Source organism: Curtobacterium sp. P97 (assembly GCF_023712445.1).
In the GTDB taxonomy this organism is placed as follows: Bacteria; Actinomycetota; Actinomycetes; order Actinomycetales; family Microbacteriaceae; genus Curtobacterium.
Genome location: NZ_JAMAYF010000003.1, coordinates 161,111 through 183,617, shown reverse-complemented (window position 1 = coordinate 183,617; position 22,507 = coordinate 161,111). Strand labels below are relative to the sequence as shown.

At 72.1% G+C, this 22,507-nt stretch carries 19 protein-coding genes, 1 tRNA gene and 1 pseudogene; 12 read left to right on the top strand and 9 right to left on the bottom strand.

Annotated features, from left to right (window positions below; translation table 11 throughout):
- Positions 1-140 precede the first annotated feature (140 nt).
- Positions 141-953: a carbon-nitrogen hydrolase family protein gene (locus M3677_RS04245; protein ID WP_209683607.1), complete on the top strand. Its 813-nt coding sequence runs from the start codon at positions 141-143 to the stop codon at positions 951-953.
- Between the two features lie 942 nt (positions 954-1,895).
- Here M3677_RS04245 and M3677_RS04240 read toward each other — a convergent pair.
- Positions 1,896-3,098 carry an aminotransferase class I/II-fold pyridoxal phosphate-dependent enzyme gene (locus M3677_RS04240; protein WP_251159861.1) on the bottom strand — a complete coding sequence of 401 codons (1,203 nt, stop codon included), beginning with the start codon at positions 3,096-3,098 and terminating at the stop codon, positions 1,896-1,898.
- Between the two features lie 221 nt (positions 3,099-3,319).
- Here M3677_RS04240 and M3677_RS04235 point away from each other — a divergent pair, with 221 nt between their 5' ends.
- The 5 genes from M3677_RS04235 to M3677_RS04215 all read left to right on the top strand — a co-directional run bounded on the left by M3677_RS04235 (position 3,320) and on the right by M3677_RS04215 (position 9,860).
- Positions 3,320-5,458 carry a S1C family serine protease gene (locus tag M3677_RS04235; RefSeq protein WP_251159860.1) on the top strand — a complete coding sequence of 713 codons (2,139 nt, stop codon included), beginning with the start codon at positions 3,320-3,322 and terminating at the stop codon, positions 5,456-5,458.
- Positions 5,459-5,676: 218 nt separating this feature from the next.
- Positions 5,677-6,720 carry a glycosyltransferase family 2 protein gene (locus M3677_RS04230; RefSeq protein ID WP_251159859.1) on the top strand — a complete coding sequence of 348 codons (1,044 nt, stop codon included), beginning with the start codon at positions 5,677-5,679 and terminating at the stop codon, positions 6,718-6,720.
- A gap of 9 nt (positions 6,721-6,729) precedes the next feature.
- The gene (locus tag M3677_RS04225) at positions 6,730-7,548 is read left to right on the top strand and encodes a CDP-alcohol phosphatidyltransferase family protein (protein ID WP_251159858.1); all 819 of its coding nucleotides are present in this window, start codon (positions 6,730-6,732) and stop codon (positions 7,546-7,548) included.
- Complete coding sequence (locus M3677_RS04220; RefSeq protein WP_251159857.1) at positions 7,545-8,489, top strand: glycosyltransferase family 2 protein; 945 nt, start codon at positions 7,545-7,547, stop codon at positions 8,487-8,489. The genes M3677_RS04225 and M3677_RS04220 overlap by 4 nt, the downstream gene beginning before the upstream one ends.
- A 138-nt stretch (positions 8,490-8,627) precedes the next feature.
- Positions 8,628-9,860, top strand: coding sequence for a CDP-glycerol glycerophosphotransferase family protein (locus tag M3677_RS04215; RefSeq protein WP_251159856.1), 1,233 nt, complete (start codon positions 8,628-8,630; stop codon positions 9,858-9,860).
- A gap of 11 nt (positions 9,861-9,871) precedes the next feature.
- Here M3677_RS04215 and M3677_RS04210 read toward each other — a convergent pair whose 3' ends face one another.
- The 4 genes from M3677_RS04210 to M3677_RS04195 all read right to left on the bottom strand — a co-directional run bounded on the left by M3677_RS04210 (position 9,872) and on the right by M3677_RS04195 (position 12,628).
- Positions 9,872-10,183: a hypothetical protein gene (locus M3677_RS04210; RefSeq protein ID WP_251154728.1), complete on the bottom strand. Its 312-nt coding sequence runs from the start codon at positions 10,181-10,183 to the stop codon at positions 9,872-9,874.
- A gap of 108 nt (positions 10,184-10,291) precedes the next feature.
- A complete protein-coding gene (locus M3677_RS04205) occupies positions 10,292-11,062 on the bottom strand; it encodes an ABC transporter ATP-binding protein (protein WP_251159855.1) in 771 nt (256 codons plus the stop codon).
- Positions 11,062-11,886, bottom strand: coding sequence for an ABC transporter permease (locus M3677_RS04200; RefSeq protein ID WP_209683593.1), 825 nt, complete (start codon positions 11,884-11,886; stop codon positions 11,062-11,064). The genes M3677_RS04205 and M3677_RS04200 overlap by 1 nt, the downstream gene beginning before the upstream one ends.
- Positions 11,887-11,932: 46 nt before the next feature.
- The gene (locus M3677_RS04195; RefSeq protein ID WP_066652912.1) at positions 11,933-12,628 is read right to left on the bottom strand and encodes an NTP transferase domain-containing protein; all 696 of its coding nucleotides are present in this window, start codon (positions 12,626-12,628) and stop codon (positions 11,933-11,935) included.
- Between the two features lie 333 nt (positions 12,629-12,961).
- Between M3677_RS04195 and M3677_RS04190 the strand changes: the two genes are divergently transcribed.
- The 3 genes from M3677_RS04190 (at position 12,962) to M3677_RS04180 (ending at position 16,308) form a co-directional block, all read left to right on the top strand.
- A complete protein-coding gene (locus M3677_RS04190) occupies positions 12,962-14,308 on the top strand; it encodes an ABC transporter ATP-binding protein (RefSeq protein ID WP_251159854.1) in 1,347 nt (448 codons plus the stop codon).
- Positions 14,284-15,855 carry an ABC transporter permease gene (locus M3677_RS04185; RefSeq protein ID WP_251159853.1) on the top strand — a complete coding sequence of 524 codons (1,572 nt, stop codon included), beginning with the start codon at positions 14,284-14,286 and terminating at the stop codon, positions 15,853-15,855. Before M3677_RS04190 ends, M3677_RS04185 begins: the two co-directional genes overlap by 25 nt.
- Positions 15,856-16,047: 192 nt before the next feature.
- Positions 16,048-16,308, top strand: coding sequence for a DUF3039 domain-containing protein (locus M3677_RS04180; protein WP_144411249.1), 261 nt, complete (start codon positions 16,048-16,050; stop codon positions 16,306-16,308).
- Between the two features lie 4 nt (positions 16,309-16,312).
- Here M3677_RS04180 and M3677_RS04175 read toward each other — a convergent pair.
- A pseudogene (locus tag M3677_RS04175) lies at positions 16,313-17,611 on the bottom strand (nicotinate phosphoribosyltransferase); the annotation flags it as partial.
- Between the two features lie 154 nt (positions 17,612-17,765).
- Here M3677_RS04175 and murI point away from each other — a divergent pair.
- Genes murI through rdgB form a run of 3 tightly spaced genes read left to right on the top strand, consistent with a single transcriptional unit; the run spans position 17,766 to position 19,929 of the window.
- Positions 17,766-18,611, top strand: a complete 846-nt coding sequence (gene murI, locus M3677_RS04170; RefSeq protein ID WP_066652917.1) for a glutamate racemase — start codon at positions 17,766-17,768, stop codon at positions 18,609-18,611.
- On the top strand, positions 18,608-19,339 hold the full coding sequence (gene rph / locus M3677_RS04165; RefSeq protein WP_066652919.1) for a ribonuclease PH: 732 nt from the start codon (positions 18,608-18,610) through the stop codon (positions 19,337-19,339). The genes murI and rph overlap by 4 nt, the downstream gene beginning before the upstream one ends.
- Positions 19,336-19,929, top strand: coding sequence for an RdgB/HAM1 family non-canonical purine NTP pyrophosphatase (gene rdgB, locus M3677_RS04160; RefSeq protein WP_251159852.1), 594 nt, complete (start codon positions 19,336-19,338; stop codon positions 19,927-19,929). The genes rph and rdgB overlap by 4 nt, the downstream gene beginning before the upstream one ends.
- A gap of 190 nt (positions 19,930-20,119) precedes the next feature.
- On the opposite strand, the gene M3677_RS04155 is transcribed toward rdgB, so the two are convergent.
- The 3 genes from M3677_RS04155 to M3677_RS04145 all read right to left on the bottom strand — a co-directional run bounded on the left by M3677_RS04155 (position 20,120) and on the right by M3677_RS04145 (position 22,487).
- Entirely contained in the window at positions 20,120-20,860 is a 741-nt protein-coding gene (locus M3677_RS04155) for a DedA family protein (RefSeq protein WP_066652928.1), read from the bottom strand.
- A gap of 118 nt (positions 20,861-20,978) precedes the next feature.
- Positions 20,979-21,059 (bottom strand) — tRNA-Leu (locus M3677_RS04150).
- Positions 21,060-21,125: 66 nt separating this feature from the next.
- The gene (locus M3677_RS04145) at positions 21,126-22,487 is read right to left on the bottom strand and encodes an MFS transporter (protein ID WP_066652930.1); all 1,362 of its coding nucleotides are present in this window, start codon (positions 22,485-22,487) and stop codon (positions 21,126-21,128) included.
- Positions 22,488-22,507: the final 20 nt, after the last annotated feature.

Here is a 22,507-nt window from a genome sequence, read left to right as displayed (position 1 = left end):
CCTGCTGGTCGTGCACCGCGTGCTGGTCGTGCCGGTCGTGCCGGTCGTGCCGGTCGTGCCGGTCGTGCTGGTCGTGCTCGTCGCGCCGGTCGTCCTCGCCGCTGCGTTCAGCGAGGACGTGCCGCGGCTACGCTCGGGCCATGGCAACCCTCACCGTCGCCGCCGCGCAGTTCGCTCCCGTCGACGACACGGCAGCCAACCTCCGCACCGTGCAGGCCGCTGCCGAGGACGCCGCCGCGCGCGGGGTCGACCTGCTCGTGACGCCCGAGTACACGTCGTACTTCAGCGCGGAGATCGACGACCGGTTCGTCGCCGCCGCCGAGCCGCTCGACGGGCCCTTCGTGACCGGGCTCCGGGCGATCGCGCGACAGCACGCCATCGCGCTCGTCGTGGGTGTGGCCGAGACCGCGGGGACGCCGGGACGGTTCCGGAACACCCTGGTCGCGGTGCTGCCCGACGGATCGATCGCGGCGACGTACCGCAAGGTGCACCTGTACGACGCGTTCGGGTCGAAGGAGTCCGACCGCATCGAGTCGGGTGATGCCGACCAGCTGCCGGTGTTCGAGCTCGGCGGGGTCCGCATCGGCCTCGAGACCTGCTACGACCTGCGCTTCCCCGAGGTCACCCGGCGCCTGGCCGCACCCGAGGTCGGCGCAGCCGATGCGGTGGTCCTGCCGGCCGAGTGGGTGCGCGGCCCCGGGAAGGAACACCACTGGCGCACGCTGCTGACCGCCCGTGCGATCGAGAACACGGTCTGGGTGGTCGGGGTCGGTCAGACCGGGCCGATCGGTATCGGCGACTCCGTGGTGATCGACCCCGCCGGTGTCGCGGTCGCCGCCGGCGGAGCCCAGCCCGGCACCGTCGTCGCGACGATCGACACCGCGACCACCGAGGCGGTCCGTGCGGTCAACCCCTCGCTCGCGCTCCGTCGGTTCGACGTGCGCCCGCGCTGAGCGCACGCCCCGCACGGGCACGGACTGTGCCCACGCCCACGCCCGCGCCGCACAGGCTGCGCCCGCCCGCGCCTCTGCCGCACGTCTGTCTCCCCGAGCGGGCGGAACCGGCATCGCGGCGCGAGCTCCGCCCTCGATTCCGCCCGCTCGCACCCCCTGGTGCAGTCGTGGTCGCCCTCTGCTGCGAGCGGACGAACAGCGCGGACCAGCGCACGACGGCGAACGGGCGGAACCGGGAGGGCCGCGTGTCGAAGGATGCAGGAACGACCCGCTCGCGGGGACAGCCGGCGTCGGCCGGTGTCGGCACGACGAGCTGCGCTCCCCGGACGGGCGGAAACGGCGGCTCAGTGCGGGAAGACGTGCAGAGAACGCCCGCTCGCGGTGGCTGAGGGACCGGGTGGCCGGCGCTCGTCGAACGGGCGGAAACGGCGGCTGGGTGCGCCGAGACGTGCAGAAGAGGCCCGCTTGCGGTGGCTGGGGGACCGGGTGGCCGGCGCTCGCCGGACGGGCGGAAACGGCGGCTCCGTGCGGCGAGACGAGCAGAGAAGGCCCGCTCGCGGTGACTAAGGGACCGAGTGGCCGGGTGGCCGGGTGGCCGGGTGACCGGCGCTCGTCGAACGGGCGGAAACGGTGGCTCGGTGCGCCGAGACGTGCAGAAGAGGCCCGCTCGCGGTGGCTGGGGGACCGGGTGGCCGGGTGACCGGCGCTCGTCGGACGGGCGGAAACGGCGGCTCAGTGCGGCGAGACGAGCAGAGAAGGCCCGCTCGCGGTGACCGGGTGACCAGCGCTCACCGAGCGGGCGGAAACGACGGCTCGGTGCGGCGAGAAGTGCAGAAGAGGCCCGCTCGGCTGGTCCTCGCGGGACGGTGGCGGACGTGCACGTCGGGTGCGGCGCGCCGGATCACGGGGTGCGCCGTGGGGGAGGGTGGGGGCGCCTCCGGGTCAGTGGGTCGGGGCGAGGGCTGCGAGGCGGCTGACGGCCTCGGACAGGACGTCGCGGCGCTTGCAGAACGCGAAGCGCACGAGCGACCGGTAGCCCGCCGCGCGCTCCGGTCGGACGAACGCCGACACGGGGACGCCGACGACCCCGGCGAGTCCGGGGAGCCGCAGGCAGAACTCCCGGGCGTCGTCGTACCCGAGCGGTGCGGTGTCCGCGAGGACGAAGTACCCACCGTCCGGGTGCATCACCTCGAAGCCCGACGCGCGGAGTCCACCCGCGAGCAGTTCGTGCTTCTCGGACAGCTCCCGCGCGATGCCGTGGAACACCTCGTCGGGCAGACGGAGCCCGGCTGCGACCGCGGGCTGGAAGGGAGCCCCGTTCACGAACGTCAGGTACTGCTTGACCGAGACGACGGCCTCGACGAGTGCGGGCGCCGCCGTGAGCCAGCCGATCTTCCAGCCGGTGGTGCTGAAGGTCTTGCCAGCGCTGGAGATCGTGATCGTCCGGTCCGCTGCACCGGGCAGGGTCGCGACGGGGACGTGCGGTGCGCCGAAGGTGAGGTGCTCGTACACCTCGTCGGTGACGACCAGGGCGTCGTGCCGCTCGGCGAGCTCGAGGACGGTGGCCAGGACCTCGCGGGGGAGGACCCGCCCGGTCGGGTTGTGCGGTGTGTTCACCAGCACGACCCGCGTGCGGTCGGTGAACGCGGCACGCAGGGTGTCCTCGTCCGGCAGGAAGTCCGGTGCCGTCAGGGGAACCGTGACGTGGGTGCCGCCGGCGAGACGGATCAGCGCCCCGTACGCGTCGTAGAAGGGCTCGAAGGTGACGACCTCGTCGCCCGGCTCGACGAACGCGAGCAGCGTCGCGGCGAGGGCCTCGGTCGCGCCGGCGGTGACGAGGACCTCGCGGTCCGGGTCGACCGTCAGCCCGTACCAGTGCCCCTGGTGCTCGGCGATCGCTTCCCGGAGCTCCGGCGCCCCGCGGCCGGGCGGGTACTGGTTCACACCGCGGCGGATCGCGTCGACCGCGGCGTCGAGCACCTCGACCGGGCCGTCCTGGTCGGGGAAGCCCTGGCCGAGGTTGACGGCGCCGGTGGCGGCAGCGAGCGCGCTCATCTCGGCGAAGACGGTCGGCGCAGGGACACCGTCGGGACCGAGCAGCATCGCTCCCTCGGCAGCTCGGAGCCAGGGTCCGTTGCGGTGCATGGTGGTCCCTCCGGTGCGCGCGGCGCGGGTCGACGGCCTGGAGGCCCCAACCTAGTCGGACGGATCGGCAGTGCGCGTCCTGCGGGTCACCCGGCGCCGCGAGACCGGGAACGCGTCCACAGCCCACGCATAAGATCGCCATAGGTCGCTTGCAGCGCCAGCAGGAGCACCGCTCAGGTGGGTCCGGAAGACTGCACGAGCTTGAAAGGAGCACGTCCAGCATGACCGACACCACGCCACACGGCCAGGGCGACGACAACCGCCCCGAGGAAACCGACCACCGGGCCGCAGCCGAGGACGCCTCGCGCGCCACCTCCGGCGAGGGCACGTCGACGCAGGACGTCTCCGGACAGCCCGCCGACCGCCGTACGGACCACGACCACACCGACGTCATCGACGACGCCCACGGGGCCGAGACCGACGTCATCGCTGCGGGGACCGACACCACGACGGACCGCTACACCGCGCCCTACCCGACCATCGACCGCGACCGCGACGGCAGCGATGCCGGGCAGCAGGCCAGCCCCTACGGCTCCGACAACGCTCACCACGGCCGGGGCGACGGACAGAGCGCGTCCGGCCAGAGCGCCCACGGCCAGGACGACGACCGGTACGGGCACAGCCAGTACGGCCAGGGTCAGAGCCAGTACGGCCAAGGCCAGTACGGCCAGGACCAGGACCAGGGCCAGTACGGCCAGGGCCAGTACGGACAGAGCCAGTACGGCCAGGGCCAGTACGGACAGAGCCAGTACGGCCAGGGCCAGTACGGCCAGGACCAGAGCCAGTACGGCCGGAGTCAGTACGGCCAGGACCAGAACCAGTACGGCCAGAGCCAGAACCAGTACGGCCAGAGCCAGTACGGCCAGGACGGCCAGAGCCAGTACGGCCAGACCCAGAACCCGACCCCGTACGGTCAGGACCAGTACGGCCGGTCCCAGGGCCAGCCCCGCTACGGCGAGTACGCCCAGGGCACGCCGCAGGTCGGCTCGCAGTACGGCGCACCGCAGAGCGCCTCGTACCCCGGCTCCGCCCAGGCCCCCTCGTCCGCCAGCGCCTTCGGCGACGTGGACGGCTCGAACCAGCGCAACGGCCACTACTTCGGCGGCGCTGCCGCGGGTGCGGCGACCGGGACCGCCGCGGGTGCCGCAACGGGCACGACCGCGAACGGGAAGGGCGGCCGCAACAAGCTCGTCCTGCCGATCGTCGCGGGTCTGGTGCTCGCCGGCCTGGTGGGCGGCGGCGCCGGTTGGGCGGCCGGTGCAGCCCAGGGCGGCGGCACCACCGTGATCGGCTCCGGCTCGTCGCAGAACGGCGGCAACCTCACGGTCAACGACTACAACAACGCCACCGTCGTGACGGCGGTCGCCGCGCAGGCGACGCCGTCCGTCGTCACGATCAACGTCTCCTCGGGCTCCGCGGGCGGCACCGGCTCCGGTGTCTTCTTCACGAAGGACGGGTACATCGTCACGAACACCCACGTGGTGACCCTCGACGGTGACAGCTCGAACGGCACGATCACGGTCACGACGTCCGACGGCAGGATCTACCCGGCGAAGCTCGTCGGCACCGACCCGACGGTCGACCTCGCGGTCATCAAGATCGACGCGACCGGCACCAAGCCGATCTCCTTCGCGAACTCCTCCGAGCTCAACGTCGGTGACACCGCGGTCGCGATCGGCGCGCCGCTCGGCCTGTCGAACACCGTCACCGACGGCATCGTCTCGACCCTGAACCGCAGCATCCAGGTCGCCTCGAGCGCCCCCAGCCAGGGCGGCGACTCGAACGAGGGCGGCAACGGCGACAGCCCGTTCGAGTTCCCGGGCAACGGCGGATCCTCCACCAAGACGACCGTCTCGCTGCCGGTCATCCAGACCGACGCGTCGATCAACCCCGGCAACTCGGGCGGCGCCCTGCTCGACTCGAAGGGCAAGCTGATCGGCATCAACGTCGCGATCGCGAGCGCGGGCAGCTCCCAGTCCTCCGACGCGCAGTCGGGCAGCATCGGTGTCGGCTTCGCCATCCCGGCGAACCTGGTCCAGCGCGTCGCGAACGAGATCCGTGAGAACGGGTCCGCGACGCACGGTCTGCTCGGCGCGACGGTCGGCGACGCCTCCGAGGACGCGAACGCCACCCAGATGGGTGCGCTCATCAAGTCGGTGTCGTCCGGCGGAGCGGCGGCGGACGCCGGCCTGCAGAAGGGCGACGTCGTGACGAAGATCGGCTCGGCATCGGTGGCGGACGCCACCGACCTGACCGCGCAGGTCCGCTTCTTCGCCGGCGGTGCGAAGACGACGATCACCTACGTCCGCGACGGTCAGACGCGCGAGGCCGACGTCACGCTCGGGACCTACAAGAGCTGACGCGACCAGCGACGGACGGGAGGCGCGGTGCCGGCTGGCACCGCGCCTCCCGTCCGTCGTCCGGCCACGCCGCGGCTCGTGGTGCGGTCCGCCGGTCGGCGCCCTGGCGGGTCCGACGCAGGTGGGTGCTCCGGCCGCTTGATAGGCTCATGGCTGCTCTCCGGGGCGGTACCGGTCCACGGTGCGCTCCGCGCGTCAGCCACGACCCCGAGGACCGCATGCAGACAGACGGACAGCCCCTGCCGGGGGTCTCGTACGTGATGCCGGTGCTCAACGAGGTCACCGAGGTCCGTGCGGCGGTCGGGAGCCTGCTGGAGCAGGACTACGAGGGTCCGTTCGAGGTGATCCTCGCGCTCGGACCGTCGATCGACGGGACGAACGAACTCGTCGCCGAGATGAGCGCCGCCGATCCTCGTGTCCGGGCCATCGAGAACCCCGTCGGCTCCACACCCGCCGGGCTCAACGTCGCCATCCGAGCATCGGTGCACCCGATCGTGATCCGGGTCGACGCCCACTCGGTGCTGCCGTCGGACTACACCCGGATCGCCGTCCGCGTGCTGCTCGAGTCGGGTGCGGACAACGTCGGTGGCATCATGCACGCCGAGGGCCGCACGCCGTTCGAGCGTGCCGTCGCGCTCGCCTACGGCAGCCGGGTCGGCCTCGGGGGGACACCGCACCACGTCGGCGGCAAGGCCGGTCCGGCCGAGACCGCCTACCTCGGGGTGTTCCGACGCGACCGGCTGTTCGAGGTCGGACTCTTCGACGAGGGCATCAAGCGCGGCCAGGACTGGGAACTCAACCGGCGGTTGCGCCAGACCGGTGGCACGGTGTGGTTCACCCCGGAACTCGTGGTGACCTACCGGCCGCGGCCGAGCCTCCGTCGACTGGTGCGCCAGTTCGTCGCGACGGGCCTGTGGCGCGGCGAGCTCGCCCGACGCTTCCCGGCGAACAACGGCCTGCGGTACTTCGCGCCCCCGGCGATGGTCCTGGCGATGGCGCTCGGGATCGTCGCCGGACTCGTCGGCATCGTCGGTGCCGTGCTCGGGTCGCCCGTCGCCTGGGCGGCACTGGGCTTCGTCGTCCCCGCCGTCTACCTGCTCTTCGTCGTGCTCGGCGCCGTCCTCGTGGCGCGGCGTTCCGGGCTGCCCACGATGCTCTGGCTGATCGTCGTGCTGCCCTGCATCCACGTCGGTTGGGGCATCGGTTTCATCATCGGGTTCCTGACCCGGACCTCCGAGCTGACCACGCACACGGGACGGTGACCTGACCCCTTGACCGACGACACCACCGGCCGCGGCAGCGCCCGCCCGACCTCGATCGCCGAACTCCGTGCGGTCGCCCAACCCGACGAGGTCCGCTCGCGGGCGAACGCCGAGCACTGGACGGCGTCGCTCTACCTGCGCGACGTGTCGCCGTACCTGACCTGGGTGCTGCTCAGGACGCGGGTCTCGGCGAACCAGGTGACCGGCCTGATGATCCTGGTGGGGTGGAGCGTCGCCGCCGCGCTGCTGATCCCGGGCATCTGGGGTGCACTGCTCGCACTCGTGCTCGGTCAGCTGCAGATGCTCGTGGACTGCTGTGACGGTGAGGTCGCCCGGTGGCGCGGCACCCGGTCGCCCGCCGGGGTGTTCCTCGACAAGGTCGGGCACTACACGACCGAGGGACTCATCCCGATCGCGCTCGGCGTCCGCGCCGCGACCTGGCCGGTCCACGGCGCGGACTGGATGTGGACGACGATCGGGTGCGCGCTCGGCCTGGTGATCGTGCTCAACAAGGCGCTCAACGACATGGTCCACGTCGCCCGCGCGAACGCCGGGCTCGAGAAGCTCGTCGACCGCCGGGACGCCGGCACGGCCCCGTCCGGGCGGCGCTTGGCGACGCTCCGTCGCTTCGCACGCTTCCTGCCCTTCCACCGCCTGTACCACTCGGTCGAGCTGACCATCCTGGCGTTCGTGTTCGCACTGCTCGGACTCGTCGTCGGCAGCCCGCTGGTCGACCGGGTCCTGGTCGGGACGCTGTTGCCGCTCGCCGTCCTCGCCACGGCCGGTCACTTCGTCGCCATCATCTCGTCGAAGCGGGTGCGGGCATGACCTCGGGAGCGACGACGGGCGCCACACCGGAGGCGTTGCCCGGGACCCACCGTCGGAACGCCGTCCCGCACCGGCAGCGTCCGCGCATCGCCGTCGTGAGCCTGTCCCAGGGCACCCGTCCGGACGACCTCCGCCGTGGGCTGACGAGCGTGCTCGCGCAGCAGGACGTCGAGCTCGACGTCGTGTGCGTCGGCAACGGCTGGGAGCCGACGGGGTTGCCCGAGGGCGTCCGTGCGCTCGCACTGCCCGAGAACGTCGGGATCCCCGCCGGTCGCAACGCCGGAGCAGCAGTCGTCGACGGCGACTACGTGTTCTTCCTCGACGACGACGCGTCGATCCCGTCGCCGACCTTCCTGCGTGACGCCGTGGCACTGTTCGAACGCGACCCGTCGCTCGGCCTGGTGCAGCCGCGGGTGGTCGACCCGACCGGATCGGCGAACCCCCGTCGCTGGGTGCCGCGCATCCGCAAGGGCGCTGCGACCGACTCGTCGCCGGTCTTCTCGGTGTGGGAGGGGGCCGTGCTCCTGCCGATGGACGTCCACCGCGCCGTCGGCGGGTGGGGTGCACCGTACTTCTACGCGCACGAGGGCATCGAACTGGCGTGGCGTGTGTGGGACGCCGGTCGACGCGCCTGGTACGCCGGTGACCTGGTCGCGCACCACCCGGCGATCGACCCCGCCCGACACGCCGAGTACATCCGGCTGAACGCCCGCAACCGCGTGTTCCTGGCACGCCGCAACCTGCCGGTGGCACTGCGACCCGTCTACGTCGGGTCGTGGGCCGCGATCCAGGTGGCGCGCTGGTGGCGACACCCCGTGCGCCTGCGGACGTGGTTCGCGGGGATCCGGGAGGGCTGGACGGCGGACTGCGGACCGTCGCGGCCCATGGGGTGGTTGACCATCGCCCGGATGACGCTGGCCGGTCGGCCACCCGTCGTCTGACTCCGCCGCCCGGACGTCCCGGCGCCCCGACCGGGCGTCCGCGGTCGAGCACCCCGTCGCTGCCCGCACCACACCCTTCGTCACTGCCGTCGTCGCCGAGCACACCGCCCAGCAACCGCCCGTAGCCTGAGGACCACCATGCCGATCACCAAGGACGTCCGGACCGCGATCCGTCTCGCCCGCCGCCTGCTGCGTTCCCGTCAGAACCGGCGGGAGCTCGCCCGCCGGCTCCCGGAGGTCCCGGAGCTCGCACCGCGCTCGATCGAGGTCGCGGTCTACTTCGCCGACGGCAAGGTGAACATGTACCAGCTCCGGCAGTGGTACGCGCCGTTGGCGGAACTCGCCCGCGAGCGCCCCGTCGCGATCATCTCCCGCAGCCCCGGCACGATGACGACCCTGCTCGACGAGTCGCCCGTCCCGGCGGTGTACGCCCGCCAGGTCGTCGACCTCGAGCGGTTCGTCGAGGAGCAGGCACCGAAGATCGTCCTGTACGTCAACCAGAACGCCCGCAACTTCCAGATGATGCGGTACGGGCGCATGTGGCACGTCTTCGTCAACCACGGCGAGAGCGACAAGATGTACATGACCACCAACCAGTTCAAGGCGTACGACTACGCCCTGATCGCGGGAGACGCCGCCCGGGACCGCCTGCGTGCCGCCCTGTGGGACTACGACGTGGACCACCGCACCATCGCCATCGGACGCCCGCAGGCCGACCACTTCGCCGGCGCGGTGCCGTACCCCCACGACGACCGGACCGTGGTGCTCTACGCGCCCACGTGGGAGGGCGACCGCGCCGCCGCCGCGTACGGCTCGATCGCGTCGCACGGGGTCGAGCTCGCCGAGCGCCTGCTCGCGACCGGTCGACACCGTCTGGTGTACCGGCCGCACCCGCGCAGCGGCGTGCTCGACCAGGACTACCGTGCTGCCCACGAGCGCATCGTCGCCGCGATCACCGCCGCGAACGCCGCCGACCCGTCTGCGCACCACGTGTACGACGACGGCCCGCAGCTCGGGTGGCAACTGGCGGACGCGGACGTCGCCGTGACCGACATCAGCGCGATGATCTACGACCGACTGGCCGTCGGCAAGCCGCTGCTCGTGACGCGTCCGGCGGCACCCGAGGCCGACGTGGACGAGCGCGGGTACCTCGGAGCCGCGAACTGGCTGCTCGCCGAGGACGCCGCCGACGTGGTCGCGCGGGTGGACGCCGCCGCGAACGACGCCGAGGAGCTCGCGACGCTGCAGCACTGGGTCGAGCGGTACTTCGGCGACACCACACCCGGCGTCGCGACGCGCCGGCTGCATGCTGCCGTCGACCGTCTCGTGGCGCGCTGGCACGAGGTCGCCCGGGAGCGCGGCGAGGGCTGACCCTGCGGTCGTCACGACGCGAGGCCGACCAGACGGTCGCCCACGAGTGACATCCGCCACAGGTACTCGGAACGGTCCGGGCGCCGCCACCGGACGACCACGATGCCGGTCTGCTCGGGGTCGGCGCCGAACACCGCGATCGACAGGGATCGACCCGGGTCGAGACGGTTGACCGCCAGCGGCGGGCAGTACCCGCTGCCGAGGTGCGTGAGGGAGATCGCGTGGAGCGGCTCCGGCCCGGTGTTCACCAGGTCGTAGCGACGTGGTGCCCAGGATCGGTCGACGGTGAACGGGACTGCGTAGGCCGTGGGTGGGTGGTGCATGCGGGCCACGGTAGGGGGAGGGGCCGACGTCGGGAGCCCGGGGGAGTGCGCTGGTGCCTCGGCTTGTGGACGAGGGTACGGCGGGGCCCGGGTGTGGAGGAGCGGAGCTCAGGCCCCGTGGTCGGCCGCGTACCGCGCCAGGGCTGCTTCGATCGTGTCGTCGAGCTGCAGACGCCCCTTGTCGAGGTAGAGCCCCCGGTCGCAGAAGCGACGCAGGTCCTTGTCGTTGTGCGAGACGAAGAACAGCGTCCGGCCACCGGCCAGCAGCTCCTCGATGCGCTTGTAGCACTTCTCGCGGAAGCTCTTGTCACCCACCGCCAGGACCTCGTCCACCAGGATCACCGGTTCGTCCAACCGCGAGATCACCGCGAACGCGATGCGCACCTTCATGCCGCTCGACAGGTGCTTGTAGGGGGTGTCGACGAAGTCGCCGATCTCGGCGAAGTCGATGATCTCGTCGAAGGCGTCGCGGATCTCGGCCCGGGACATCCCGTGCAGACCCGCTGTCAGGTACACGTTGTCCCGGACGGTGAGGTCGCCGACGAAGCCGCCGGTGATCTCGATGAGCGGAGCGACACCCGCACCGACACGGACCCGTCCCTCGTCCGGCAGCATGACCTGCGCGACGAGCTTGAGCAGGGTGGACTTCCCCTGACCGTTGCGTCCGACGACGCCGATGGCCTCGCCCGGTCGGACGTCGAACGACACGTTGCGGAGCGCCCAGAACTCGTCCGCGCGCTTGCGGCGGTTGCTCCCGGCGAACAGGTCCTTGAAGCTCCGGCTCGCGCGGCGGTTGCGCTTGAACCGGATGCCGGCGTCGCGCACGGAGATCACGGGCGCCACGCTCGTGGACGGCGCGGTCCGGTCGGTCGCGGTCATCACAGCTCCTTCAGGACGCGGTGCTCGCTCCGGCGGAACACGAGGAGGCCGACGACGAGGACCACGGCGGTGACCACCACCGACACCCCGACCTCGAGCCAGTCGAGCTGGCCGGGGAAGAACGCGGAGCGGTACAGGCCGAAGATGCCGCTGAGCGGGTTCAGTGCGGCGATGTCGTGCAGCCGGTCGGGCAGGGCCTGCGTGCCGTAGATGATCGGCGACGCGTAGAACAGGAACCGGAGGACGAGCTTCACGGCGCGTTCCAGGTCACGGAAGAAGACGACCAGGGGTGCGACGATCAGCCCGATCCCGTAGACCAGGGCGCACTGCAGCACGATGGCCAGCGGGTACAGCGCCAGTTCCCAGTGCAGGTGCGCACCGGCGGCGATCGCGAAGACCGCGAGCACCGGCAGGCTCAGCAGGAACTCGATGCCCTTCGAGGCGTTCACCCGGGCGACCCAGATGCTCCGGGGGATCGTCGTCGACCGGATCAGCTTCGCCTCCTTCGTGAAGGCCCGCGTCGAGTCCGACACCGCTCCGGTGAACCACATCCACGGCAGCAACGCCGACAGCAGGAAGACGATGTACGGTTCCTCGCCCACCGATCCCCGGTGGAAGACCTGGGTGAAGACGAACCAGTAGATCGCCGACATCACCAGCGGGTCGAGGATCGACCACAGGTACCCGAGCGCGGACGTCGAGTACCGGACGCGCAGGTCCCGCACGGTCAGCAGCCAGAGTGCCTGGCGGTACCGCCGACCGGCGCTCCGGGACGACGTCGATGCAGTCGTCGCGGGCGCGGTCGGCGCACTCGCTGTGGTCACGCGGCTTCCCTCCGGGCGGAACCGCCGAGGGGGTCCTGACGGTGGTTCAGGCGAACAGGTCGTTCGCGCGCTGGAGGTCCTCGGCGAAGTCGATCTCGACCGCGTACAGGTCGGAGATGTCGATCGGCGACCAGCGTAGCCCGTCCTCGGCGATGGCAGCCTCGATGCCGCCCTCGAAGTACTCCTGGTCGTCGACGCGGCCGAGCTGGCGGATGAGTGCCTGCTTGTCGCGCGAGGAGACGTAGTTGATGCCGACGGCCTCGCCCAGTCCGCCCACGACCCGCTTCGAAAGTTCCTTGATGCAGCCGTCGGCGTCGACCGTGTACTTGACCTCCTCGTCGGAGACCTTCTCGGTGTTGACGCTGACGAACGAGCGGTCCTGGTCCATCATGTCCGCGGCACGGACGAGGGCGCGCGGGTCGAAGACGACGTCGCCGTTCATCCACAGGACGCCGCTCTTGCCGGTCGCCTTGAGCGCGCGCAGCAGGCTCTTCGACGTGTTCGTCGAGTCGTAGGACTCGTTGTAGACGAAGTTCGCCTCGGGGAACGCCTCGACGATGTACTCGGACTTGTAGCCGACGACGATCGTGACGCGGGCGCTCGAGCCGAAGGCGGCTCGGATGTTGTCGAACTGCTGCTGCATGATGGTGCGGCCGTCGCTGAGTTCGGTCAGCGGCTTCGGCAGGCTCCGACCGAGTCGGCTGCCCATCCCCGCTGCGAGGATGACGATCTGCGTGGTCATGCTGGTCCCTTCTGGTGTCCGCCCGCGCGCCGCGTGGGGCACGGGCGGGCCTCGTCGAGTGTGCCCGCTCCGGGTCCGAGTTCGCCGTGAGCGTGCGCTTCTTGCACCTTCGTGCGGGGGACGAGCGGCCACGGGCGCCCGTCCGGGCAGGTTTCCATGTGGTGAACACTCCGTCGTGCCCTGGTGAATGATACGGAACGAGTGCGCTCCGGGGTACACCCCCGCGTGCTTCGTGCTCATTTCGTGATCCTGTGACCGGTTCGGTACCGAGGCCCTCGCGGACGCGCCGCCGGTCGGGGTCGGCCGCGTCCGGCGCGTTGGTACGGTGGGGCGGTGGCTGCAGCTGATGACGACGACGTGTACGCGACGTCCGACGCCGCCTGGCTGGCGGACGCGGACGGACCGTCCGGTGACGCGGCCGACGACGACACGGGGGACGAGGATGCGCGCGACGACGCCTCCGATGATGACGAGATGACCGACGACACGACGGGTGCGGCCGTCGCGGTCGGTCACGACGAAGGGGCACCCGACCAGGGCGCCGACCCGGAGACCGCCGTCGCCTCGCGACCGGCAGCTGCTGCGACGAGCGCACCCGCCACCGCTGCTGCGGCGACCGGCACACCGACGGCCACGGCCGCCGCGTCGGACCGCACCCCCCGCAAGGGCAAGGGCAAGGGCAAGGGCAAGGGCAAGGGGCGTGCCGCACGACCCTCGGGCCCCGCGACGCCCGCACAGCCCACCGACACGACCGCCACCGGCTCCGGCGCGGCCGGGGACGACGCGTCGAGCACGGGGACGACCCAGCGTGCGGGCACGCCGAAGACCGCTGCGGCCGGCTCCACGGCGAAGGAGAAGCGCGCTCCCGGACGCCAGCCGACCGCCACCGCCGCCGCGACGCAGACCGCACAGGCGCAGCAGCCCGTCGTGCTCCGCGCGAGCGGCCTCGTGAAGCGGTACGGCCAGACCCTCGCCGCGGACGAGGTCGACCTCGAGATCCGCCAGGGTTCGATCTTCGGCGTCGTCGGACCGAACGGCGCCGGCAAGACCACCACGCTCTCGATGGTCACCGGTCTCCTCCGGCCCGACGCGGGCACCGTGACCGTCCTCGACCACGACGTCTGGTCCAACCCGACGGCGGCCAAGCGCGCCCTCGGTGTGCTGCCCGACCGGCTCCGGCTGTTCGACCGGCTCACCGGCGCGCAGCTGCTGCACTACTCGGCCACGCTCCGTGGGCTCGACGGTGCGACCGCACGGAAGCGCAGCACCGACCTGGCCGAGGCGTTCGGTCTCGGCGAGGCGCTCGGGCGCCAGGTCGCCGACTACTCGGTCGGCATGGCGAAGAAGATCGCGCTCGCCGCGACCCTGATCCACTCGCCGCGCGTCCTCGTGCTCGACGAGCCGTTCGAGTCGGTCGACCCGGTGAGCGCGGCGACGATCACGGACATCCTGCGGCGGTACACCCGCGGCGGCGGCACCGTGGTGCTCTCCAGCCACTCCATGGAGCTCGTGCAGCGCACGTGCGACTCCGTCGCGATCATCGTCGGCGGCAAGGTCCTCGCCTCCGGCACGATGGCGCAGGTCCGCGGGCGCAAGAGCCTCGAGGACAAGTTCGTCGAACTCGCGGGCGGCCGCGTCGTGGCAGAGAGCATGGAATGGTTGCACAGCTTCTCCGACTGAGGGTCGACCTGCTCGCGGGCGAGGTCCGTGGGGGAGCCCGACGGTCGGTCCTCGTGGTGCTCGGGTCCCTGCTCGGCCTGGTCGCCGCCGTGGTGGTGGCCGGCGAGCTCCTCGCGCTGCGGCAGGCACCCGTCGAGGTCGCGCGGTCGGTCGCGGTCCCCGTCGGCACGTTCGTCGCCCTCGCACTCACGCTGGTGCCGCTCGTCGTCGGCCGCAGCGACCAGTTCGACCCGCGCCGCTTCGCCGTGTACGGGATCGATCGCCGTCACCTCGCCGTCGGTCTCGGCGTCGCCGGACTCGTGGGCGTCCCGGTGCTCGCCGTCGCGGTCGTCGCGGTCGGGCAGGTCGGCGCGTGGTCGCGCAGCGGCGGCACCGCGGTGCTGGCCGTCGTCGCCGCACTGCTCGGCACCCTGACCTGCGCCCTGCTGCTGCGGGTCGGCAGCGCCGTCGGTGCGACCTTCGTCGGACCGCACCGGTCGCGCGACGCCGGCTGGCTCGCCGCCCTCGTGATCGTCGTGCTGGGACTGCCGGTGGCGTCGCTGCTGTTCCGCAGCGACTGGCTCGACCCCGCCAGCACCGAGCTCCAGCGGATCGCCGACGTCGCCGGTTGGACGCCGTGGGGTGCCGCCTGGGCGGTCCCGGCGGACGTGGCGAGCGGTCGCGTCGGCGAGGGGCTCCTGAAGCTGCTGGTCGCCCTGGTCACCGTCGCACTGCTCGCGTCGGCCTGGTGGGCGCTGGTCGGCGCCGCACTCGAGGCCGCGGACGGACGCGCCGGCACCCGCCGCTACCGCGGGCTCGGCTGGTTCGCCGGCCTGGGCTCGACGCCGGTCGGCGCGGTCGCCGCCCGGGCGCTGACGTACTGGGGCCGTGACCCGCGCTACCGGATGTCCTACCTGGTCATCCTGTTCGTGCCGCTCGTGGTGCTCCCGCTCGGGGTCGCCGGCGTGCCGTGGCACTGGACCGCGCTGGTCCCGCTGCCGCTCATGGCACTCATCGCCGGGTTCCTGCCCCACAACGACGTCTCCTACGACAACACCGCGGTCTGGCTGCACGTCGCGTCGGGCGCTCCCGGTTGGACCGACCGGCTCGGGCGACTCGTGCCCCTGCTCGTCGTCGGACTGCCGCTCGTCGTGGCGGGCGCCGCCGTGTCCGCCGCGCTCTTCGGGGACCCCACGGCCTTCCCGGTGCTCACCGGCATCGCAGTGGGTGCACTGCTCGCCGGGCTCGGGCTGTCGAGCGTCGTCTCCGTCCTGCTGCCGTACCCGACCGTCCGCCCCGGCGACCACCCGTTCCAGCAGCCGCAGGCCGCCGGGACGACGGCCGCGGTCGCGCAGACGACGATGATCGTCGGCATCCTGGCGTCGCTCGTCCCCGCGGGCTGGCTGGCGGTGCTCACCGCGGTCGAGGGCCCGGAACCCTGGGCACTCGCGACGCTCCTCGTCGGCATCGCCGTCGGTGTCGTCGTGCTCGTGACCGGCGTGGCCGTCGGCGGTCGGCTCTTCGACCGGCGTGGTCCCGACCTGCTCGCTGCGGCGCAGCGGAACTGAGCGCCTGCCGGCCGGGAGGCACGCTGTGGCCCGACGCCGTGCCTCCCGTCGGTACGCACCGTCGGACGGGAGGCGCGTGGCGGGACCGTCCCGCGCCTCCCGTCCGTCCTCGGTGCAGGTGAGCCGCGTGGCGGGGCGGACCCGCGCCTCCCGTCCGTCGCGGCGTCGGCCGCATCGTCGTACCCTGGACCCATGAGCATGACGGAACCCGGCGGCGGCCTCGACGTGATGGACCGCGAGCTCGAGAAGCTCCTCGAGGAAGAGGCGATCGAGCCCGGCGACCACGAGCGGTTCTCGCACTACGTGAAGAAGGACAAGATCCTGCAGTCCGCACTCTCCGGCAAGCCGGTCAAGGCGCTCTGCGGCAAGAAGTGGGTGCCGGGCCGTGACCCCGAGAAGTTCCCGGTGTGCCCGGACTGCAAGGCCATCTACGAGAAGATGAAGTCCGAGTAGTCCGCTAGACCACCAGGGTGGGGATCGCCGGGTCGCCGCGTCCGATGCGGGACGCGTCCACCGGGAGCTCCGCCTTGGCGCGCTCGTGGTGTGCGCGCGCGGCCTCGACACCGGCGACCCCGAGGAACGCCGGGTCGACCTCGCCGTGGTCCACCACGGGGACGAGCAGGGGTCGCTCGTCGGGGCCGAGGCGACCGGAGGTCAGGACGACCTCGGCGGTGGCGATGCCGTTGCGGAGGCGCCGGCCGGCCTCCTTGCGCCCACCGGTCGAGGCCTTGTCCGCGGACTTCTTCGCGACGGGGACCCACTCGTCGCCCGCCGGGGTCTGGTGCGCGACGAGCTTGAACACCATGCCGGCCGCCGGGTGGCCCGAACCGGACACGACGCTCGTGCCGACACCGTAGGAGTCGACCGGCGCGGCCCGGAGCGCGGCGATCGTGTACTCGTCCAGGTCGTTCGTCACGGTGATCTTCGTCGCCGGGGCACCGAGCCGGTCGAGCTGCGCGCGGACCGCGGCGACGACGCTCGGCAGGTCACCGCTGTCGATGCGGACCGCGCCGAGCCGGCCGTCGGTGAGCCGGACGGCGGTCTCCACCGCTGCCTCGATGTCGTACGTGTCGACGAGCAGCGTGGTGCCGTCGCCGAGGGCGTCGAGCTGCGAGCGGAACGCGGCCTCCTCGGAGTCGTGCAGGAGCGTGAACGCGTGCGCGGCGGTGCCCATCGTCGGGATGCCCCAGGTGCGGCCGGCCTCGAGGTTGCTCGTCGCGCCGAAGCCCGCGATGTACGCGGCGCGGGCGGCGGCGACGGCGTTCCACTCGCCGGTGCGTCGCGAGCCCATCTCGGCGAGCGGACGGCCGTCGGCGGCGGACACCATGCGGGCGGCTGCGCCGGCGATGGCGGAGTCGGCGTTGAAGATGCTCAGCGCGAGGGTCTCGAGGACCACCGACTCGGCGAACGTCCCCTCGACCTGCAGCACGGGGGAGTTGGGGAAGAAGACCTCGCCCTCGCGGTAGGCGCGGACGTCCCCGGTGAACCGGTAGTCCGCGAGCCACCGAGCCGTCCCCTCGTCGATCACGCCGCGGTCGCGGAGGAAGCCGATCTCCTCGTCGCCGAAGCGGAACTCCGTGAGCGCCGTGAGGAAGCGCCCGAGACCGGCGGCGACACCGTAGCGGCGGCCGTCGGGGAGGCGGCGGGCGAACACCTCGAACACACAGCGTCGATCGGCGGTGCCGTCCTTGAGGGCGGCGTCCACCATGGTGAGTTCGTACTGGTCCGTGAGGAGCGCGCTGGTCACGCGTCCGACACTAGTGACCTCCCGGTGCCGAGGTGACGTCGGTGTGCCACGGTGACGTCGCGGAGCCGGGGCGACGTCGCGGAGCCGGGGCGACGTCGCGGTGCCGAGGCGCGGGGCGCGCGTGGTCGGGCGCCGGGTGAGTGCGGCTCGGTACGCTGGGCGGGTGACGGATGCACCGATCGGAGTCTTCGACAGCGGGGTCGGTGGACTGACGGTCGCGCGGGCGATCATCGACCAGCTGCCGCGCGAGAGCATCCGCTACGTCGGGGACACCGTGCACTCGCCCTACGGCCCGAAGCCGATCGCCGACGTCCGGCGGTACGCGCTCGAGGTGATGGACGACCTCGTCGACCAGGGCGTGAAGGCGCTGGTGATCGCGTGCAACACCGCGTCCTCCGCCGTGCTCCGCGATGCTCGGGAACGCTACGAGCAGGCGTACGGCATCCCCGTCGTCGAGGTGATCCAGCCGGCCGCCCGTGCCGCCGTGAAGCAGACCCGGACCGGTCGCGTCGGGGTGATCGGGACGGTGGGGACCATCGCCTCGCGGGCGTACGAGGACGCGTTCGCCGTGGCTGCCGACGTCACCCTGTCCCTCGCAGCGTGCCCGCGCTTCGTCGAGTTCGTCGAGGCCGGGGACACCTCGTCGCCGGCGCTCCGTGAGGTGGCGGCGCAGTACCTCGCGCCGATCCGCGCCGCCGACGTCGACACGCTCGTGCTCGGGTGCACCCACTACCCGCTGATGTCCGCGGCGATCCAGTACGTGATGGGCCCGGACGTCACGCTCGTGTCGAGCGCCGAGGAGACCGCGAACGACGTCTACCGTCGGCTCGTCGAGCACGGGCTCGAACGCACCACCCCGGAGCCGCCGACCTACGCGTTCGAGGCCACCGGCGACGACAAGAACGGCTTCATCCGGCTCGCCCGGCGCTTCCTCGGTCCCGAGGTCTCGAGCGTCGGACACCTCCAGACCGGGGCCATCACGCTGCCCCGAACCGAAAGGACCCCATGAGCACCCGCATCGACGGCCGCAGTGCCACCGACCACCGTCCGGTCAGCATCGAGCGGGGGTGGAGTTCGCAGGCCGAGGGCAGCGCACTCATCTCGTTCGGCAACACGAAGGTGCTGTGCACGGCGTCCTTCACCAACGGTGTGCCGCGCTGGATGGCCGGCAAGGGCACCGGCTGGGTCACCGCCGAGTACTCGATGCTGCCGCGGTCGACGAACGAGCGCATGCAGCGCGAGTCGATCAAGGGCAAGGTCGGCGGACGGACGCACGAGATCTCGCGGCTCATCGGGCGGTCGCTCCGAGCGGTCGTGGACATGAAGGGCCTCGGCGAGAACACCCTCGTCCTCGACTGCGACGTGCTGCAGGCCGACGGCGGGACCCGCACCGCGTCGATCACCGGCGCCTACGTGGCGATGGTGGACGCGATCGAGTGGGGCCGCGACAAGGGCTTCATCGCCAAGAAGGCGACGCCGCTCACCGACAGCGTGCAGGCGATCTCGGTCGGCATCGTTGGGGGGGAGCCGATGCTCGACCTCGCGTACACCGAGGACTCCGCGGCCGACACCGACATGAACATCGTGACGACCGGCTCCGGCAAGTTCATCGAGGTGCAGGGCACGGCGGAGCACGCGCCGTTCGATCGCGACGAGCTGGACACGCTGCTCGACCTCGGCCTCGCGGGCAACCGGTCGCTCGCGGCGATCCAGCGCGACGTGCTGGGCCTCGCGTGACCGGCCACACCGTCGTCCTGGCGACGCACAACCAGGGCAAGGTCGTCGAGCTGCGCGGGATCCTCGGCGAGGCCCTCGGCGCGGGCGTCGAGCTCGTCGGGTACGACGGTCCGGAGCCCGTCGAGGACGGCGACACCTACGCGGCGAACGCGCTCATCAAGGCGCGTGCGGCGGTGGAGCACACCGGGCTGCCGGCGCTCGCCGACGACTCCGGGATCGCCGTCGACGCGCTCGGCGGGGCACCCGGCATCCACTCCGCCCGGTACGCCGGGACGCGCGTGGACGCGGACAACATCGCGCTGCTGCTCCGGAACCTCGAGGGGGTCGTGGAGCGGACCGCTGCGTTCGTGTGTGCCGCCGCCTTCGTCACCCCGGACGGCACGGAGCACCTGTTCGAGGCGGTGTGGAACGGCGAGGTCCTGACCGAGCCGGTCGGGGACGGCGGACACGGGTACGACCCGGTGTTCCAGCCGGACGACGCCGACCGTTCGGCAGCACAGCTGACGCGCGACGAGAAGAACGCACTGTCGCACCGGTCGAAGGCGTTCCGGGGGATCGCACCGATCGTCCGCGAGTACTTCGGGGTCTGACCACACCGGTCGGAGGGCTCCGCGGGACGCCGGCGTCAGCGCGGCGTTCCGTGCCCAGGCACAACGAGCGACACCTCGCGCCACGGGTTCCCGTGGCGCGAGGTGTCTTCAGTTGTGCGACGCCGCCGCTGCAGCGCCGTGTGCGGACGGTCAGCGCCGCCAGGCCGCCGGAGCGCCGACGGCCCGCCGACTACTGCTCGGCCGGGCGACCCGCGCCGTCGGCGGTACCCCGCTCGGCGCCACCGCGCTGCGCTGCCTCCTCGGCCTCGGCGGCGTGCTTCGCCTTGCGCGCGGTCCGCCAGTAGTGCAGCCCCGCGGGGACGACCGTGACGAGCACCGCGAGGATGAGGATCACGTCGATGTAGTTCCGCACGACGTACGCGATCGGCGGGATGTACCCGAGGAAGTACCCGAGGAAGGTCACGCCAACACCCCAGACGACCGCACCGATGGCGTTGTACAACGAGTACTTCTTGTAGTTCATGCGCCCGACCCCGGCCGCGATCGGCAGGAAGGTCCGGACCACGGGGACGAAGCGGGCGAGGATGACCGCGAGCGGGCCGAAGCGGTGGAAGAACGCGTTCGTGCGGTCGACGTTCTCCTTCGAGAAGAGTCCGCTCTCCTTGCGCTCGAAGATCGGGGGCCCGGCCTTCTTGCCGATGTAGTACCCGAGCTCACCGCCCAGGAACGCCGCCGCGCCGATCATCAGCGCCGCCGCCCAGATGGGGATGCCGCCGATCTGGCCGCCGCGGTCGAAGGCGAAGAGCCCCGTGATGACGAGCAGGCTGTCGCCGGGGAAGACGAAGCCGATCAGCAGGCCCGTCTCGGCGAAGACGATGGCGCAGACGATGAGCACGGCGATGGCCCCGAAGTGGTCGAGGATGTACTGCGGGTCGAGCCACGGGATCAGGGCGAGTGCGACGGAGTGCATGGTTGTTCCGGTCGTGTCGGGGCGGGGCACGGGGAAGCTCCCGCCTGACGAGGGTACCGCCCGGCGGTGACCGCCCCATCCTCCTGTGGTGTGACTCCACCCGGCGAGCCGACCATCGTGCGGAAGGAGGGACTCGAACCCTCACGCCTGGGGCACAGGAACCTAAATCCTGCGTGTCTACCGATTCCACCACTCCCGCGAGCAGCGGCAGTCTACCGAGGCGTGGACGCGGGGCAGGCGGGAGCCGCGCCTCCAGGCCGTCCGCTCAGCGCAGCCGACGAGGCAGGTACCGCGGCACGTACCGCAGCAGCACCCCCGCGCCGACCAGGCCGAGCACCCCCATCACCCCGCTCGCCAACGCCAGCGAGGCGACTGCGGTGACGCCCGAGATCAGCAGTGGCGCCGCAGCCGACCCGAAGTCCCCCGTGAAGCGCCACGCACCGAGGAACGGTGCCGGGTTCCCCCGCGGCGCGAGGTCCGCACCGAGCGTCATGAGGATGCCGCTGCCGACACCGTTGGCGAGGGACATGCCGATCGCGATGCCGACGAACCACCCGACCCTCGCGTCGAGGTGCCCGCTCCAGGCGAGCAGGAAGTAGCTCACGGCGAGCCCGAGCATGCACGGCAGGGCGCTCGCGAGTCGGCCCCAGCGGTCCATGATCTGCCCGCTCGTGTAGAAGAGCGCGAAGTCGACGGCGCCGGCGATGCCGATGACGAGCGCGGCCGAGGCGTCGTCGAGACCGACGCTGACCGCCCAGAGCGGCAGGATCACCTGCCGTCCGGCGCGGAGCGCGCCGATGAGCGCCGCTCCGCTGCCGAGCCGTGCCAGGACGGCGCGGTTCTCGCGGATGGTGCGGAAGAGGCCGTGTGCCTCGCGTTCGACGAACTGCGCGCCCGTGTCGGTGGGCGGCTCGTCGGGGTGCCGCGCGGGTGCCGTGCGCCGTGCCGCGTCGGCCGCGTCCGGTCCGCGGGTCGCGTCCGTCCCGTCGGTCGCGCTCGTCGTGTCCGGCCTGGAGGCCCTGCTCGGCAACCGCAGACCGCGTGCGCCCGTCGCGGGGTCGCGCAGGACGAGGAGCACGACCGCCGCCGCGAGGCAGCACACCACGTGGATCCAGAAGGCGCTCTGCGTCGTGCCGGTCAGGTGGACGACGCCGGCCGAGAGGAAGGGCCCGACGAAGTAGCCGAAGCGGAACACGCCGCCGAGGCTCGACAGGGCGCGGGCCCGGATCCGCAGGGGGATCGCGGTCGTCATGTAGGCGTGCCGGGCGAGGGCGAAGACGGCGGTCGAGACACCGACCAGGAACACCCCGACGGCGAGCACCCAGGGGCTCGGTGAGACGACGCAGACGAGCAGCCCGACGACGGACACCACCGCGGCGCCGATCATCGCGTTCCGTTCACCGATCCGCCCGACCACGACGCCGGAGGGCACGTCACCGATGAGCTCGCCGACGAGGATGAGCGCGGCGACGAACCCGGCGAACGCGAGGCTCGCGCCGAGGGAGTCGGCGGCGATCGGGATGATCGGGATGATCGCTCCCTCGCCGATCGCGAAGAGCGCCGCGGGCAGGAAGCCGGACAGCAGGACGCCGCGGCGGTCGAAGGCGTCGTTCGTGGTGCTGGTCATCGTCGAGCAACGGTACGCCT